The 15509-nt window shown below is 63.6% G+C and carries 14 protein-coding genes; 4 read left to right on the top strand and 10 right to left on the bottom strand.

Features of this window, described 5'->3' with window-relative positions; all coding sequences use genetic code 11:
- Positions 1 to 314: 314 nt before the first annotated feature.
- The 3 genes from IWX85_RS17200 to IWX85_RS17190 all read right to left on the bottom strand — a co-directional run bounded on the left by IWX85_RS17200 (position 315) and on the right by IWX85_RS17190 (position 3716).
- A complete protein-coding gene (locus IWX85_RS17200; protein ID WP_029527011.1) occupies positions 315 to 740 on the bottom strand; it encodes a barstar family protein in 426 nt (141 codons plus the stop codon).
- A 53-nt stretch (positions 741 to 793) separates the two neighbouring features.
- A complete protein-coding gene (locus IWX85_RS17195; RefSeq protein ID WP_196870534.1) occupies positions 794 to 1207 on the bottom strand; it encodes a ribonuclease domain-containing protein in 414 nt (137 codons plus the stop codon).
- 178 nt (positions 1208 to 1385) lie between these two features.
- Entirely contained in the window at positions 1386 to 3716 is a 2331-nt protein-coding gene (locus IWX85_RS17190) for an NADP-dependent malic enzyme (protein WP_051984184.1), read from the bottom strand.
- A gap of 266 nt (positions 3717 to 3982) precedes the next feature.
- Here IWX85_RS17190 and putA point away from each other — a divergent pair, with 266 nt between their 5' ends.
- On the top strand, positions 3983 to 8062 hold the full coding sequence (gene putA, locus IWX85_RS17185) for a trifunctional transcriptional regulator/proline dehydrogenase/L-glutamate gamma-semialdehyde dehydrogenase (RefSeq protein ID WP_196870533.1): 4080 nt from the start codon (positions 3983 to 3985) through the stop codon (positions 8060 to 8062).
- A 148-nt stretch (positions 8063 to 8210) separates the two neighbouring features.
- A complete protein-coding gene (gene putP, locus IWX85_RS17180) occupies positions 8211 to 9701 on the top strand; it encodes a sodium/proline symporter PutP (RefSeq protein ID WP_196870532.1) in 1491 nt (496 codons plus the stop codon).
- A 24-nt stretch (positions 9702 to 9725) separates the two neighbouring features.
- Here putP and IWX85_RS17175 read toward each other — a convergent pair whose 3' ends face one another.
- The 7 genes from IWX85_RS17175 to IWX85_RS17145 all read right to left on the bottom strand — a co-directional run bounded on the left by IWX85_RS17175 (position 9726) and on the right by IWX85_RS17145 (position 14221).
- Positions 9726 to 10877 (bottom strand): FAD-dependent oxidoreductase, encoded by a 1152-nt coding sequence (locus tag IWX85_RS17175; protein WP_196870531.1) that lies wholly within the window; start codon positions 10875 to 10877, stop codon positions 9726 to 9728.
- A complete protein-coding gene (locus IWX85_RS17170; RefSeq protein ID WP_036807675.1) occupies positions 10874 to 11116 on the bottom strand; it encodes a DUF2061 domain-containing protein in 243 nt (80 codons plus the stop codon). The genes IWX85_RS17175 and IWX85_RS17170 overlap by 4 nt, the downstream gene beginning before the upstream one ends.
- A gap of 51 nt (positions 11117 to 11167) precedes the next feature.
- The gene (locus IWX85_RS17165) at positions 11168 to 11332 is read right to left on the bottom strand and encodes a rubredoxin (protein ID WP_196870530.1); all 165 of its coding nucleotides are present in this window, start codon (positions 11330 to 11332) and stop codon (positions 11168 to 11170) included.
- 87 nt (positions 11333 to 11419) lie between these two features.
- Entirely contained in the window at positions 11420 to 11857 is a 438-nt protein-coding gene (locus IWX85_RS17160) for a ferritin family protein (protein WP_231379898.1), read from the bottom strand.
- Positions 11858 to 12152: 295 nt separating this feature from the next.
- Entirely contained in the window at positions 12153 to 12365 is a 213-nt protein-coding gene (locus IWX85_RS17155; RefSeq protein WP_196870529.1) for a hypothetical protein, read from the bottom strand.
- Positions 12366 to 12631: 266 nt separating this feature from the next.
- Positions 12632 to 13078 carry a CBS domain-containing protein gene (locus tag IWX85_RS17150; RefSeq protein ID WP_036807687.1) on the bottom strand — a complete coding sequence of 149 codons (447 nt, stop codon included), beginning with the start codon at positions 13076 to 13078 and terminating at the stop codon, positions 12632 to 12634.
- A gap of 285 nt (positions 13079 to 13363) precedes the next feature.
- On the bottom strand, positions 13364 to 14221 hold the full coding sequence (locus tag IWX85_RS17145) for a chemotaxis protein CheB (protein ID WP_196870528.1): 858 nt from the start codon (positions 14219 to 14221) through the stop codon (positions 13364 to 13366).
- A 326-nt stretch (positions 14222 to 14547) separates the two neighbouring features.
- Between IWX85_RS17145 and IWX85_RS17140 the strand changes: the two genes are divergently transcribed.
- Together IWX85_RS17140 and IWX85_RS17135 are read left to right on the top strand one after the other, a co-directional pair.
- Positions 14548 to 14892 (top strand): hypothetical protein, encoded by a 345-nt coding sequence (locus IWX85_RS17140; RefSeq protein ID WP_196870527.1) that lies wholly within the window; start codon positions 14548 to 14550, stop codon positions 14890 to 14892.
- 2 nt (positions 14893 to 14894) lie between these two features.
- A complete protein-coding gene (locus tag IWX85_RS17135) occupies positions 14895 to 15503 on the top strand; it encodes an AAA family ATPase (RefSeq protein WP_370584319.1) in 609 nt (202 codons plus the stop codon).
- Positions 15504 to 15509 lie beyond the last annotated feature (6 nt).

Raw genomic sequence — 15509 nt, 5'->3', positions numbered from 1 at the left:
CGCGTTTCTTTCGACTGGCTGGTCTGAAGGACGCATGCTATATGCCCTTGGCCCACCCGTTTCCTTAACGATGCAGTTTGTTCTTGAATCCGCGAGTCATAAAAAAACCCGCAGCCTGCGGGTTTTTTTATTGTCTGCCTGAATCGGTGTTCAGGCTGCTGCAAGCCAGTAGCTTGCGTTGAAAGGACTGCTCATGCGCAGCGCCAGTGGCGATACGTCGAGAAGTTTGTCGGTCGGCATCGGTTCATCACCTTCTGCAACGACTTGCTGGGCCTGATTCGCCCGATCCCCTTGGCCAATGTCTGGGGAGCGGGCTACAGAAAAGAATAGAAGCACCGGAACGGTATCTTGCGATCCGCCCAGTAGTCGGCTGCATCCCTGAAGATGTCGAGCAGTTGCTCACGCGCTTCCTTGTCAAACTTGGCGTGCGCGGGAATCTGTTCCAGCACGACGATGAAGCCGGGCTGCGGGCCTGACTTGTGCACCAGGTCGGTCATACAGTCGTACAGGGCATCGAAGTTCTTGCCGAAATGCGCCGGAAAGGTGTACTGGGCCGCGATCATGTCCAGGATGTCCTGCTTGCTCTGGGCATTGCCCAGGTTGGCATACAGAAAATGCTGGTTCAACTTCGTGGCCGCTTCCTGCAACTCGGGCACGCGGAAGGCGCGTATGGACTGCACAATGTTGGGCCGGATGCCCTTCAAAGGTGTTTCGTCGTCCTTACGAAGTGGTGTATCCATCTTCGCTTCTCTTTCTCTTAGGTCTAAAGTCAAAATAACAACCACAGTCCTGGTTAATGAACGATTTTGCGAAAACTCGCATAGTGATCGTCGGTGTAAAAACAGGCATCGGGCGCTGCGGTTTGCAAGCCACCACACACGATGCGACGGGCTCCGCGGCTGCGCTCTCCAGGGGTCCTGACGGTATATTCACGGTAGTAAGCGCGAACATTGGACGGAAGCAGCCGTTCCCGGTTGCCAAACACCACGCCGTCCTTGTCATGCCTGAAGGGTCCGCCCTGGTGAATCAGCATCAGCATGCTGCGCCCCTGGGGAGGCAACTGGGCAAGCGCAACGGTGTCGGCAACTGCCGGCGAGGCCGTGTTTCTGGCAAGGGCCGCACCAGGATGCACAACTGCGCCGGCCGAAACCGCCAGCAGCATCGCCAAGCCAGCTTGACGCCAGCGTTCGAAGCAATTCCTCCGCATGAAAAATACCTTTCTTGAATCCAGCGTTACCCTGCCAGGTTTCCGGGTTAACCCTTAAATTTCAAGAGGAGTAGTTTGCCGCATGCCGAAAGAAAAGGCAAGCGATTGCTGAAATTTTAGGCATTAAAAAGAGGGCTATAAAGCCCTCTGAAGTTGCTGTCGTCTTAAAGGAACTGGCCTACCGCGCGGCGTTGGCGTCGGCCACTGTGAGAGCCGTCATGTTGACGATGCGGCGCACCGTGGCGGTGGGCGTCAGGATATGCATCGGCTTGTTGGCGCCCAGCAGCACCGGGCCAATGGCAATGTTGCCGCCGGCAGCGGTCTTGAGCAGGTTATAGGAAATATTGGCCGCATCAATATTGGGCAGAACCAGCAGGTTGGCTTCGCCATTCAGCGTGCTGTTGGGCATGATGAGCTTGCGGGCTTTGGCGTCCAGTGCCACGTCGCCATGCATTTCGCCATCGACTTCCAGCCACGGCGTCTGCTCGCGCAGCAGGTCCAGCGTGCGGCGCATTTTCAGCGCGCTCGGGTGGCTGGACGAGCCAAAATTCGAATGGGACAGCAGTGCGGCCTTGGGCTTGATGCCGAAACGCATCATTTCCTCGGCGGCCATGGTGGTGATTTCCGCAAGCTGCTCGGCCGTCGGGTCGTAATTCACATGCGTGTCGAGCAAAAACACCTGCCGGCCCGGCAGCATCAGGCCGTTCATGCAGGCGTAGGTGTTGACGCCTTGGCGCTTGCCAATCACCTGGTCCAGATAGGCCAGGTGATGCGCCGTCGTTCCCCAGGTGCCGCAAATCAGGCCATCGACATCGCCCTTGTGCAGCAGCATGCCGGCGATCAAGGTGAGCCTGCGGCGCATCTCGATCTTGGCCATCTGCACGGTCACGCCGCTGCGCTCGGTCATGCGGTGGTAGGTTTGCCAGAAGTCGCGGTAGCGGTGGTCTTGCTCGACATTGACCACGTCGTAATCAAGCTCTTCCTTCAGGCGCAGGCCGAACTTTTCAATCCGCTGGGCAATGATCGCCGGGCGGCCAATCAGCGTTGGCCGGGCCAGGCCTTCGTCGACCACGATCTGGCAGGCGCGCAGCACGCGCTCTTCCTCGCCTTCGGCATAGGCGATGCGCTTGCGGCTGGCGGCCTTGGCGGCGGTGAAGATCGGCTTCATGATCGTGCCGGAGGCATACACAAAGCTCTGCAGCCGTTCGCGGTAGGCATCCATGTTCTGGATCGGCCGCAGGGCAACGCCGCTGTCGGCCGCAGCTTTCGCCACCGCGGGCGCAATCTTCATCATCAAGCGCGGATCAAACGGCTTGGGAATCAGGTATTCCGGGCCGAAAGACAGTTTTTCGCCAACATAGGCCGCCGCCACCACTTCGCTCTGTTCGGCTTGCGCCAGTTCGGCAATGGCATGAACCGCGGCGATTTCCATCTCGATGGTGATGGTCGAGGCACCGGCGTCCAGCGCCCCGCGAAAGATATACGGGAAGCACAGGACGTTGTTGACCTGGTTCGGGTAATCGGTGCGTCCGGTGGCGATGATGGCGTCATCGCGCACGGACTTGACGTCTTCAGGCGATATCTCCGGATTTGGATTGGCCAGTGCAAAAATGATGGGCCGTGCCGCCATCTTGGCGACCATGTCTTTTTTCAGCACGCCGCCGGCCGAGAGGCCCAGGAAAATGTCGGCGCCTTCGATGATCTCTCCCAGTGTGCGCGCCGCCGTGGGCTGGGCAAACTGGATCTTGTCCTCGTCCATCAGTTCGGTGCGGCCTTCGTACACCACACCGGCCAGGTCGGTCACGTAGACGTTTTCGCGCGGAATGCCAAGCTTGAGCAGCAGGCCCAGGCAAGCCAGCGCGGCAGCCCCGGCGCCGGACGTCACCAGCTTGACCGTTTTCGGGTCCTTGCCAGCCACTTTCATGGCGTTGAGCATGGCCGCGCCGACGGTGATGGCGGTGCCGTGCTGGTCGTCGTGAAACACCGGAATCTTCATGCGCTTGCGCAGCTCGCGCTCGACATAAAAGCAGTCGGGCGCCTTGATGTCTTCGAGGTTGATGGCGCCAAAGGTGGGTTCGAGCGAGGCAATGATCTCGACCAGCTTGACCGGGTCTTTTTCGTCGATCTCGATGTCGAACACATCGACGCCAGCGAACTTCTTGAACAGCACGGCTTTGCCTTCCATCACCGGCTTGGACGCCAGCGGGCCGATGTCGCCCAGGCCCAGCACGGCCGTGCCGTTGGTGATCACGGCGACCAGGTTGCCCCGGCTGGTGTATTTGAAGGCGGCGTTCGGGTCCTTGACGATTTCCTCGCAGGGCGCGGCGACGCCAGGCGAATAAGCCAGCGCCAGGTCGTGCTGGTTGGTCAACTGTTTGGTGGCGCAAATAGCGATCTTGCCGGGCGCGGGGAACTCGTGGTATTCGAGCGCGGCACGACGCAGTTCAGCGCGCTTGTCATTGCGCTCGGTTTCGAGATCGTGGGGCGTCGCAGCAGATGGTATGGACATCGATAAGTCTCCAGCTAGGACGGTCAGTGCGGCCGTCAGCTCTTTTTTGTACGGTTTTCGATTGTAGGCCGCACAAATTACCGAGCCCGTGTGGAAAACCGCAATCCAGAGCGCAGGGCTTTTGACTTGTTCGCACAGATCATCGTCCTTTGGGGTGGCGCTTCTCCCATTCCCGATGCGCAAAATAAAAGGGTTAACCCGGATTCCGTTCGGGTTGCACCTTGCATAAAATTGGTTGCACTTACTTGGTAAAAAAGGTGCAACCCATGTCTACAGTCACGCTCGGCCTCAAAGTTGATGAAACGCTTCGAACCCGCATTCGGGAGGCCGCTGCCCAGCAGGGCCGGGCGCCGCACTGGCTGATCAAGCAAGCGGTCTTGCAGTATGTCGAAAGCATCGAACGGGGTCTGTCGCCCCTAAGTACAACTTCAGGTGCAACCGGTCTGGCCGAGATGGCTGAGCCTGACGAGGCCGATGAGCTGGGCTTGCAGACCAGCGTGACGCATCCCGTCCAGCCCTTCCTCGACTGGGCACAAAACGTGTTGCCGCAGACTGACCTGCGCGCCGCGATCACTGCCGCTTGGCACCGGCCCGAGGAGGAATGCCTGCCGCTGCTGGTGCAGCTGGCGCACACCTCCGATGCCACGCAGCGCGCGGCCATCGAAGCCGTCGCCACCCGCCTCGTGGAAGGCCTGCGCGGCAGACAAGACACCGGTGGCGTCGAAGCGCTGGTGCAGGAATTTTCGCTGTCCAGCCAGGAAGGCGTGGCGCTGATGTGCCTGGCCGAGGCGCTGCTGCGCATTCCGGACAACGCCACCCGCGACGCGCTGATCCGCGACAAGATCAGCCGTGGCGACTGGCATGCGCACCTGGGCAACTCGCCGTCGATGTTCGTCAACGCCGCCGTCTGGGGCCTGATGCTGACCGGCAAGCTGACCTCGACCAGCAGCGAAAAAAGCCTGGGCGCGTCGCTGACCCGGCTGATCGGCAAGGGCGGCGAGCCGCTGATCCGCCAGGGCGTGCACCGCGCCATGAAACTCATGGGCGAGCAGTTCGTGACCGGCCAGACCATCTCCGAAGCGCTGGCCAACAGCCGGGCGCTGGAAAAAGCCGGCTTTCGCTATTCCTACGACATGCTGGGCGAAGCCGCCATCACCGAGCAGGATGCCGAGCGCTACCTGGCGTCTTACGAACAGGCGATTCACGCCATCGGCAAGGCCTCGCACGGGCGCGGCATTCATGAAGGACCGGGCATTTCGGTCAAGCTGTCGGCGCTGCACCCGCGCTACAGCCGGGCCCAGCAGGGCCGCGTGATGGGCGAGTTGCTGCCGCGCCTGCTTCAGCTGGCGTTGCTGGCGCGCCAGTACGACATCGGCCTGAACATCGACGCCGAAGAGGCCGACCGGCTGGAGTTGTCGCTGGACCTGCTGGAAAGCCTGTGCTTCGAGCCGTCGCTCAAGGGCTGGAACGGTATCGGTTTTGTGGTGCAGGCTTACCTGAAGCGCTGCCCCTATGTGATCGACCATTTGATCGATTTGGGACGCCGGAGCAGCCACCGGCTGATGATCCGGCTGGTCAAGGGCGCCTATTGGGACAGCGAGATCAAGCGCGCCCAGCTCGATGGCCTGGACGGCTACCCGGTGTACACGCGCAAGGTGCACACCGACGTGTCGTATCTGGCCTGCGCGCGCAAGCTGCTGGCCGCGCCCGACGCGGTCTATCCGCAGTTTGCCACCCACAACGCGCAGACCGTCGCCAGCATTTACCACATGGCCGGCAACAACTACTACAGCGGCCAGTACGAATTCCAGTGCCTGCACGGCATGGGCGAGCCGCTGTACGACCAGGTCACGGGTAGCGTGGCCGACGGCAAACTGGCGCGGCCGTGCCGCATTTACGCGCCGGTCGGCACGCACGAAACGCTGCTGGCCTACCTGGTGCGCCGCCTGCTGGAAAACGGCGCCAACACCTCGTTTGTCAACCGCATTGGCGACGCCAACGTGCCGGTGGCCGAACTGGTGGTGGACCCGGTGGCCGAAGTGCGTCAGATCGAGCATGAAACCGGCCGTTTGGGCGCGCCGCACCCGAAAATTGTGCTGCCGCGCCAGATGTTTGCTGACCTGGGCGCGCAGTCGCGGCTGAACTCGTCGGGCCTGAACCTGGCGCATGAGCAGCAGCTGGCGTCGCTTGCCGCCGGCCTGCTGCGCAGCACGCAAGGAATTTATGCCGCTTGTGCAGGCGGAGCGGACGTATCCAGCTTCAATTTTGATAGCGCCGCAGCCGATGGCTGGCAGCCGGTGCTGAACCCGGCCGACACGCGCGATCAGGTCGGCTGGGTGCTTCCGGCCACGTCGCAGGATGTCGAGCTGGCCGTCAGCCGCGCCGCCCGCGCCGCGCAAATCTGGCACGGCACGCCGCCTTTGGCGCGTGCCGCCTGCCTGAACCGCGCCGCCGACCTGCTGGAGCAGCGCACGCAAAGCCTGCTCGGCCTGATCGTGCGGGAAGCCGGCAAGTCGCTGCCCAACGCGATTGCCGAGGTGCGCGAGGCGGTGGACTTCCTGCGTTATTACGCCGCCCAGGTGGCCGCCACCTTTGACAACGACTCGCACCGCCCGCTCGGCGTGGTGCTGTGCATCAGCCCGTGGAACTTCCCGCTGGCCATCTTCACCGGCCAGGTGGCCGCCGCGCTGGCCAGTGGCAACTGCGCGCTGGCCAAACCGGCCGAGCAGACGCCGCTGGTGGCCGATGTGATGGTCAAGATCCTGCATGAAGCCGGCGTGCCGGTCGATGCCGTGCAGCTGGTGCCCGGCACTGGCGACACCGTGGGCGCCGCGCTGGTGGCGCACCGCCAGGTGGCCGGCGTGATGTTCACCGGCTCGACCGAGGTGTCGCGCCTGATTGCACAGACGCTGGCCAAACGCCTGAGCCCGCAGGGCCGCCCGATTGCGCTGATCGCCGAAACCGGCGGCCAGAACGCGCTGGTGGCCGACTCGTCGGCACTGGCAGAGCAACTGGTGGGCGACGTGCTGTCGTCGGCTTTCGATTCAGCCGGCCAGCGCTGTTCGGCATTGCGCCTGCTGTGCTTGCAGGAAGACGGTGCCGAGCGCGTGGTGGACATGGTCAAGCACGCCATGCGCGAATGGGTCATGGGCAACCCCGACCGCATGCACACCGACGTCGGCCCGGTGATTGACGAGGACGCCCGCGCCCAGATCGAGCAGCACATTGCGCAGATGCAGGCCGAAGGCCAGCCCGTCACCCGCATGGGGCGCGACGAAAGTGCGGCTCAGGGGCATTTCGTGATGCCTGCGCTGATCGAGATCGACAGCATCGAGCGTCTGCAGCGCGAAGTCTTCGGCCCGGTGCTGCATGTGCTGCGCTACCGCCGCGACCAACTGGGCAAGGTGCTCGATGCGCTCAACGCCACCGGCTATGGCCTGACCTTTGGCGTACACAGCCGCATCGACGAAACCATTGCCCAGGTGACGCAAAAAGTGCAGGCCGGCAACCTCTACGTCAACCGCAACGTGATTGGCGCGGTGGTGGGCGTGCAGCCTTTTGGCGGCATGGGGCTGTCCGGTACCGGCCCCAAGGCGGGCGGCCCGCTGTACCTCTACCGCCTGCTGCAGGCCGGCCCGGCGCAGGGCAACCAGGCGCTGGCCGCGCTGCCGGCGATGCCGGTGAGCCGCAGCGCAGCGCCGGTTGCCCTGCCAAATCCGGCCGACCTGCCTGCCTTGCGGGCCTTGCAAATCCTGGGCGAAGCGCTGAAAGGCCCGGTATTTTTAGCGCTCGACGGCTGGCAGACCCGCGGTGACGCGGCCCGTGCCGAAACCGCCTGCAACGCCTACCGCGCCAGCAGCGTGCTGGGCCAGTGGTTCACCTTGCCCGGCCCGACCGGGGAGTCAAACCGTTACCGGCTGCTGCCGCGCGGCGCTGTCTGGGCCGTGCCGCAAACCGCGCTTGGCCTGGTGCAGCAGGTCGCGGCCGCACTGGCCAGCGGCAACCCGTGCTGGCTGGAAACGCCTGCGGCCAAGAGCCCCGTGGCGCTGGCGCTGGCTGCGCTGCCGGCCGAGGTGCAGGCCTTTGTCCAAACCCGAAGCGCCGGGCAATTGATGGGCGACACGCAGTTGAGCGCCCTGGTGTTCGAGGGCGACGGCGACGCCTTGCAGGCCTTGCTGCCGCGCATTGCCGAGCACCCTGGCGCCATCGTGCGGGTTGAAAACCTGACGTCGGCGCAACTGGCCGCCGGTGCCGTGTATGACGTGAGCGCGCTGATGCATGAGCAAAGCATCAGCACCAACACGGCTGCCGCCGGCGGCAACGCGCAACTCATGACCATGGGTTGAGCGCAACCTTCGTCCGGTTACTTTTTTCGCAGCACTTTTTCTCCACGACGGCCGCCCTGCTACCCCGGGGCGGCCCGGCGCCATCTGCCTACCGGCAGGGACCGCGCTCATTTTTTGATTCATCACATCCCGCTTTGAGGAGACCTTCATGAACTTCACGGATCCCACCGTCATCACCTTTGGCATCTACCTGTTTGGCATGCTGTTCATCGGCTTTCTGGGCTACCGCGCCACCGACAACCTCGACGACTACATCCTGGGCGGCCGCAGCCTGGGCAGCTTTGTCACTGCCCTGTCGGCCGGCGCGTCCGACATGAGCGGCTGGCTGCTGCTGGGCTTGCCGGGCGCGATTTATTTGTCAGGCCTGAGCGAAGCCTGGATCGGCGTTGGCCTGATCATGGGCGCCTACCTGAACTGGCGTTTTGTGGCCGCGCGGCTGCGGCTGTACACCGAACGGGCCGGCAATGCGCTGACCCTGCCCGACTACTTCGCCAACCGCTTTGAGGACAAGGCCAACCTGCTGCGCATTTTGACAACGGTCGTGATTCTGGTGTTCTTCACCGTGTACTGTGCCTCGGGTGTGGTGGCCGGCGCCAGGCTGTTCGAGAACATGTTCGGCCTGCCTTACCAGACCGCACTGTGGGTGGGCGCTGCCTGCACCATCGCCTATGTGTTCATCGGCGGCTTTCTGGCCGTGAGCTGGACCGACACCATCCAGGCGTCGCTGATGATCACCGCGCTGATCGTGGCGCCGGTCGTGGCCTACCTTGCCGTCACCGGCGGGCTGCAGCCCACGCAAACCATTGCCGACCTGATGGAGCCGGCCAAGCTGGACATGATGCAGGGCGCTTCATTTGTCGGCATCGTGTCGCTGCTGGCCTGGGGGCTGGGTTACTTTGGCCAGCCGCACATCCTGGTGCGCTTCATGGCCGCTGAATCGGTGGCCACCATTCCGGCCGCGCGCCGCATCAGCATGACCTGGATGATCCTGTGCCTGTTCGGTGCGGTGGCGGTCGGCTTCATCGGCATTCCCTACTTCCTGGCACATCCCGAAGGCGCGGCGGCCGTCAACGCCAACTCCGAAACCGTGTTCATCGAGCTGGCCAAGCAGCTGTTCAACCCGTGGATCGCCGGCGTGCTGCTGGCCGCCATTTTGGGCGCCGTGATGAGCACGCTGTCGTGCCAGTTGCTGGTCTGCTCCAGCGCGCTGACCGAAGACATCTACCGCACCTTCCTGCGCAAGAACGCCGGCCAGACCGAACTGGTGTGGGTTGGCCGGGCCATGGTGATGGCCATTGCGCTGGTCGCCATCGGCATCGCCAGCGACCCTGAAGCCAAGGTGCTGGGCATGGTCAGCTACGCCTGGGCAGGTTTTGGCGCGGCCTTTGGCCCGGTCATCATCCTGTCGCTGTTCTGGTCGCACATGACGCGCAACGGCGCGCTGGCCGGCATTGTGGTGGGCGCGGTGACAGTGGTGGTCTGGAAGCAGGCCGGCTGGTTCGGTCTGTATGAAATCGTTCCCGGCTTCATCCTGGCCTGGCTGGTCACCGTGGTGGTCAGCCGCCTGGGCCAGCCTTCGGTCACCATGCTGCAGAGCCACCAGGCGGTGGAAACAGAACTGCGCACGGTCCAGGCCTGAGGCCCCTTTGCGCACCAGCGCTGGCTACAAGACCACGCGTCTTGATTCGGCCATGCGCTGCGCGGTGCGGCTGCCCGACAGCACAAAACCGCGCTGCACGCCGGCCTCGTCCAGCCACTGCCAGAGGCCCGTTTCCGGCGCATGCCACTGGCCGGCCGTTCCCGGCTTGGGCGGGGCCACCACCAGCGGCAGGGCCGGGGTTTTGACCGACACCGGCATCAGCGCAAACACCGCGTCGCTCGGCGTTCCGGCCAGCGTGGCCGCCAGCGCCCGGGCCGCCGTCATGATGGGCATGACGTAGGGCAGGGTGACGCCGTGCGCATACTGCGCGCAGTCGCCCAGCGCATGAATGTGCGCCGCGCTGGTCTGGAGCTGGCAGTTCACCACGATGCCGCGCTCGACCGCCAGCCCGGCGGCCTTCGCCAGACGCGTGTCTGCTCTTAAACCGATAGCGCTCAGCACACAGTCAGCATGCGCCAGCAGCCCATTTGACAATAAAACCTGCAAACTGCCAGCGTTTTCGGCCGCGTCAACGCTGCGCACGGTGACGCCAAAGTGAAACGTCACGCCCAGTGCTTCCAGGGCCTGGCGCAATTCGGCGCTGGCCGCCTCGGGCAGCAGGGCGGCCAGCGGGCGCATGCCCGGGTCCACCACGCTGACGCGAAAACCGGCGCTGGCCAGGTCGTTGGCAAACTCGCAGCCGATCAGGCCCGCGCCCATGATGAGCACCGGGCGGTCGCTGCCGCTGCCGGCTTGCAACTGCGCATGCAGCGCCGCAAAGTCGTCCAGCGAATTGACGCTGAGCACCCGGTCTGCCGCATCGCCTTCAACCGGCACGCGAATCGGCTGCGCGCCGGTGGCCAGCACCAGGTCGCGAAAGGCGATGCGGCCTGCGCGGGTCACGACAGTCTGGGTTGCGGCATCCAGCGCCTGGACACGGGTGTGCGCCACCAGGGTGACGCCCAGTGTTTCGGCCATTTTGGCGGCCGGCGTGCTGATGAGCTGGGCCGGCAGTCGGCCCTGTGCAAAGGCGTTGGACAGCGACGGCTTGGCGTAAAAGTCGCCGCTGTCGCCGGTGATCAAGGTCACCGGTGTGGCGCTGTCGCGCTTGCGGAACTCGCGCACCGTGGTCCAGCCTGCCAGGCCGGCGCCTATGACAACCACGGTATTTGTCATGCCGAAGCGCCTGCCAGCGCAGTCGCGGACCTGGCCTTGCGGCCCCAGCGTTGCCAGGCTTTTTCATGGAAGAAAAAGGCAAACGCCTGCACCGTCGGCTCCAGCAGGCTGAGCGTCAGTGACAGCAGAAAGTTGCCGGTCACCGCATAGGCCACCAGCGCCGCCACCGTGACGTGCAACAGGTAATAGGTGGCGGTTTTCTTCAGCGTGGGCAAATTGTCACGGGCAAACTTGGCCATGGGGAACTCCTCGAATGCAATCAAAAAAACACAAGGTCGTCAGGTCGGAATTTAAATCTCGACCGCTTCAAAATCGGCCTTGGCCACCCCGCATTCCGGGCAGGCCCAGCTTTCGGGCACATCGGCCCAGCGCGTGCCGGGGGCAATGCCGTCTTCGGGGCAGCCGGCGGCTTCGTCGTAGATAAAACCGCAAACGATGCAGAGGTAGGTTTTCATGGGGATTCTTTCGATTTTGGTGATGAAAAAGGCTGTTTGCGCAATAGGGACGTTCGCAAACAGCTATCAAAAAAGTAGTGAATGGCGTTACGCTGGCTGTGCGTTGACTTTGTCGAGCTGCGCCTGGTAATGCCGGGCGTGGCGCTCTTCGACCCTGGCCAGCGCGGCAAAACGCTTTTGCGCTTTTTCCAGCGTCGCCCTGAACTGCGCGGCATGCACTTTCGATTCTTCGATCTGCTCGTCCATCTCGGCGACGGCGGCGGCGTTTCCTTCGGCTTCGGCCGTGGCGCGAAAGCCGGGGTACATCTCGGAATATTCGTAAGTCTCGCCGTCAATCGCAATCTGCAGCGCCCTGGCCGGCGTCATGGAGGCCTTGGGGTAGAGCAGGTCAAGGTGGCCAAACGCATGCATGACTTCCTGGTCGGCCGTGGCTTCAAAGGTTGTTGCCGTGTCCTCGTCACCGGCTTCGCGCGCCAGCTTGGCGAAATAACGGTACTTGATGTGGGTCCATGGACTCGCCGGCAAAGGCGGCTTCCAGATTGGCCAGGGTCTTGATGTCGGGGTGTGGTGTGTTCATGGTGAAACGCCTGCTATTTAATAGTTTTTACTAATTCGTATGGCTTTAATGGTAAACAAAAACTATCAATTCGGCCATTTGCTTTTCCTAAGCAGGCGATAGGCAAAGCGTGCGCCCTTTGTTGCCTGCAAAATCATTGTCATTCCATTTCTACATCATGCCGATATGTCGCTGCTTCGCCTTGCCGTGCTGCAGCACTGTGTGCGGCTTGGCGCCTAATCTCGGAATGATTTGGAAATGGACTCAGATGCGCCGGCTTGAACGCTTCTCGGCAGCCAGCTCGTTTTGCGGCATGGAAAAGCGCATCGCCCCCAGGGCTGGCACCGCTTGAAAGCGTGATGCACGCAACGTGATTGAAGGGCTGCCGGCCCGCCGCGCTTGACGAATGCAGCCTGCTTGTGCCTTTCCGTCCGGGACCGGGCGGGAAGAGGGCTTCCCGATGGCAATTTTGTTCAAGGTACCCACCCCGGCTGGCCCCTGTTCGTGCCGAGTCACGGGTTTGCCTGCGCTTGCGCCCCTGGCCGGTCGGTCACTGCGCTGCCAGGCCATGTTGTGGCCCCGGAACGAGTCGCCTGTTTTTTCGCAAATCCTTGGCCCGCCTGGCGGGGCTGGAATGGCGAATAAGCACTGATTTTTAGGACAAACAAGGCTTTTGCGCAGACTGTACGCGCATATACAGCTATGTTTTCAAGAGCACGACACCCGTTGCCTGTGGCCACGCATCAGGGGCTGGCGCGGTCCGGTTCGGCGGGCGATGAAATGTCCCCCAGCGAGTTGGCGACGTCCACGTCGCCGTCCGGCCCTTTGGCGGCAATGTCGCCAAGCGACACAATGCCGATCAGCCGGTTTTGTTCGTCGACCACCGGCATGCGGCGAATCTGGCTCATGCCCATTGTCCCAAGGATGTCGTCCAGGTCATCGTCTTCCCGGGCGGTGCGCACATGGCTGCTCATCACCTCGGCCAGTGTCGCGGTGCCGGCATCGAGTCCCTGGGCCACGCCGCGCACCACGATGTCGCGGTCCGTCACCATGCCCACCAGCCGCTCGCCGTCGCAAACCGGAATCACGCCCACGTTCAACTCCTCCATGGCCTGGGCGGCCAGCAGGACGGTGTCGGTCGGGCGCAGGCTGCGCGGATCACGGGTCATGACGTCGGAAACAGTGCTCATCGGAAGACTCCTTGCGTTGTGCCGGCGGGTTGCCGGTGCTGGCAGTCAGCTTATTCGGTCTGCCATGCCTGGCTATCGGCGGCTGCGCAAGCTGGCGTAGGACGGCAACGCGCACAGCCGGCTGCCAACTCAGCCCAGACACTTGGCGCCAGGCGCAGGTTGGGTCAGCCTGCGAACCGCGCTGCACCCATGCGCAATCGCATCCGCCTGACGCAGCGCGGCTTGCACGCTTTGCGGCCTGGCAGCGTGTTGGGCCTGCGCCAGTCGCCGCAGGACGGCGTCCTTTTACGGCAGCACCCGCAGGCTGGTCCACAGGGCCGCGTCGGACCTTTCTTCCCGCAAGTGGGCCAGGCTGCGCAGGCTGAACGCATGGCCGGCATGGCAGCGCAAACGCACCCGGCGCGTGCCGTCCAGCTCGAACAGCACGCCGCCGCAATCGGGGCATGTGAAGGGCGACGGGCTGGACATGGCCTTGAGGTTTTCCATCCCATTGACCCCCAGGCTGACCGCATGCTCCCAGCGAAGCGCGGCAGGCGATACCGGCATGCCGGTGGCGCCGTCCACCACCGCCGCACGGCTGGCCAGGTCGTAGAGCAGTGGCCCCAGCGCCGCCAGCGGCACCACGTGGTCCGCATAGACGCACGCCAGGGCGCTTCGGGGCATGCTGGGCGCATGGGCATCGGCCGGGTCCTGGACCACGGCCGTGCCGCCGCAGTCCTTGATGGCGCGCAGGCCGTCACTGCCATCGTCGAGCATGCCGGTCAGCACCACCCCGATGGCGCGCGGGCCGTAGTTCAGCGCCGCCGAGCGGAACAGCGGGTCGATGGCCGGCCGCGCATGGTGTTCCTTGGGGCCGCGCGACAGCCGGATGACGTGGCCGTCAAGCAGCATGTGCTGGTCTGGCGGAGCGATATAGATGGTGCCAGGCCGGGGCACGTCCCCCTCAGACGCGGTGACCGCCGCGTTTGGACCGCGCGCGTTGACCAGTTTCCACAGTTCACTGCGGTGCGCGCCAATGTGCTGCACAAACAGGATGGGTGCTGGAAAGTCGCGCGGCAGGGCAGGGGCCAGTTCAAGGATCGCATGCACGCCGCCTGCCGAAGCGCCCATGACAATAACCGGTTCGGGCGGGGAAGGGTTCATGGCAATGCTCTTTTTGTTCCAGGGGATCAGCCTTTCCAATATGGCCGAGCCAGGCGCAGGAATCTGTGGGTTCTCAGCGCTTGGCGGCGTAGGCTTTCATCAGCGGCCAGTGAATCCGCTTGGGAGCGGTCACCCGGCCCTGAAGGGTATTGCGCCCTTCCTCTGCCTCACCTGAATTTCGCCAGTGGGCTGGCACTTGCCGGCCCGTCGATGTCAGTTGCCAAACTGCGTTCCTGTTGACCAGCCGGTACACCACGCCCGCCGGATTGATTCACTCTTGTGGCTTGGTCCTGATTGGCGCAAAATGCGCCAATCAGGAGATTTTCATGGCATCACTTTCCAGCGGTTTTTCATCTGTCAAGCTTCCTGCCGCACTGGTTCAGCAAGCGCGCGAGGCGGCCCAGCCCTTGCGTCGTTCCGTCGCCGGCCAGGTCGAATACTGGGCCACGCTCGGCCGCATCGTCGAGCATTCCGGCCTGACGGCGCAGGAAGCGCAGGCGGCGATCGAGGGGTATGAGGCGGCAGCAGGCAAGGTCCCCCTGGACCGGGTGCTGGATGCCATCGAGGCACGGTTCAATGCCGCCGATGAAAGCGGCTGCCTGGCTGACCGGGTTCGGCAGGTCGTGGGGGGCAACCGTGCCAAAGCCGCAGGCCTGAAGAAAGCCGCCTGAGGGTGGCACAGGCCGTTTTCTATCTGCTGGCGGGCCCGAACGGTGCCGGCAAGTCCACTTTGTTCCGGGCCGCTGTCGCCGAAGGCTTGATTCCGGCTGAGGCGGAATTCGTCAATGCCGACTTGTTTGAGGCCGCTCATCTGGCGCACCTGGACAACCCGCAACTGCGCTCGGAGAAGGCGCGTGAGTGGGCTGACGGACGGCGTGCCGCGTTGCTGGAAGCAGGGCAGTCGTTTGCCAGTGAAACCGTGTTTTCCCACGAATCCAAACTGGCGCTGATTGAAAACGCCCAGCGCTGCGGTTTTGTCGTCGTATTGCTGGTGGTCTGCATGGATGATCCGCAACGCCTGCTGGCCCGGGTGCGCCAGCGTGTGGCGGAGGGTGGCCACACAGTGCCCACCGAACGCATTTTGGCCCGCTATCCCCGTACCCTTTTACACTTGGCGCGGGCCGTGCGGCTGGCTGACCTGGCGCTGCTTTACGACACCGGTGGTGCCAGCGATGATGCGGACAAGGTCAGTCCGCCGGTGCGCGTGGCGGTGTGCCGGGGGCAGCAAACCCAGCGCCTGGTGACGCGTCTGCCAAAGTGGGCCAAGCAGGTTCTGGGTTGAGGCCCG

This window comes from Polaromonas sp. CG_9.11, from assembly GCF_015752225.1.
Lineage (GTDB): Bacteria > Pseudomonadota > Gammaproteobacteria > Burkholderiales > Burkholderiaceae_C > Polaromonas.
The sequence above is the reverse complement of the archived record's forward strand: the minus strand, read 5'-3'. Positions and strand labels throughout refer to the sequence as shown.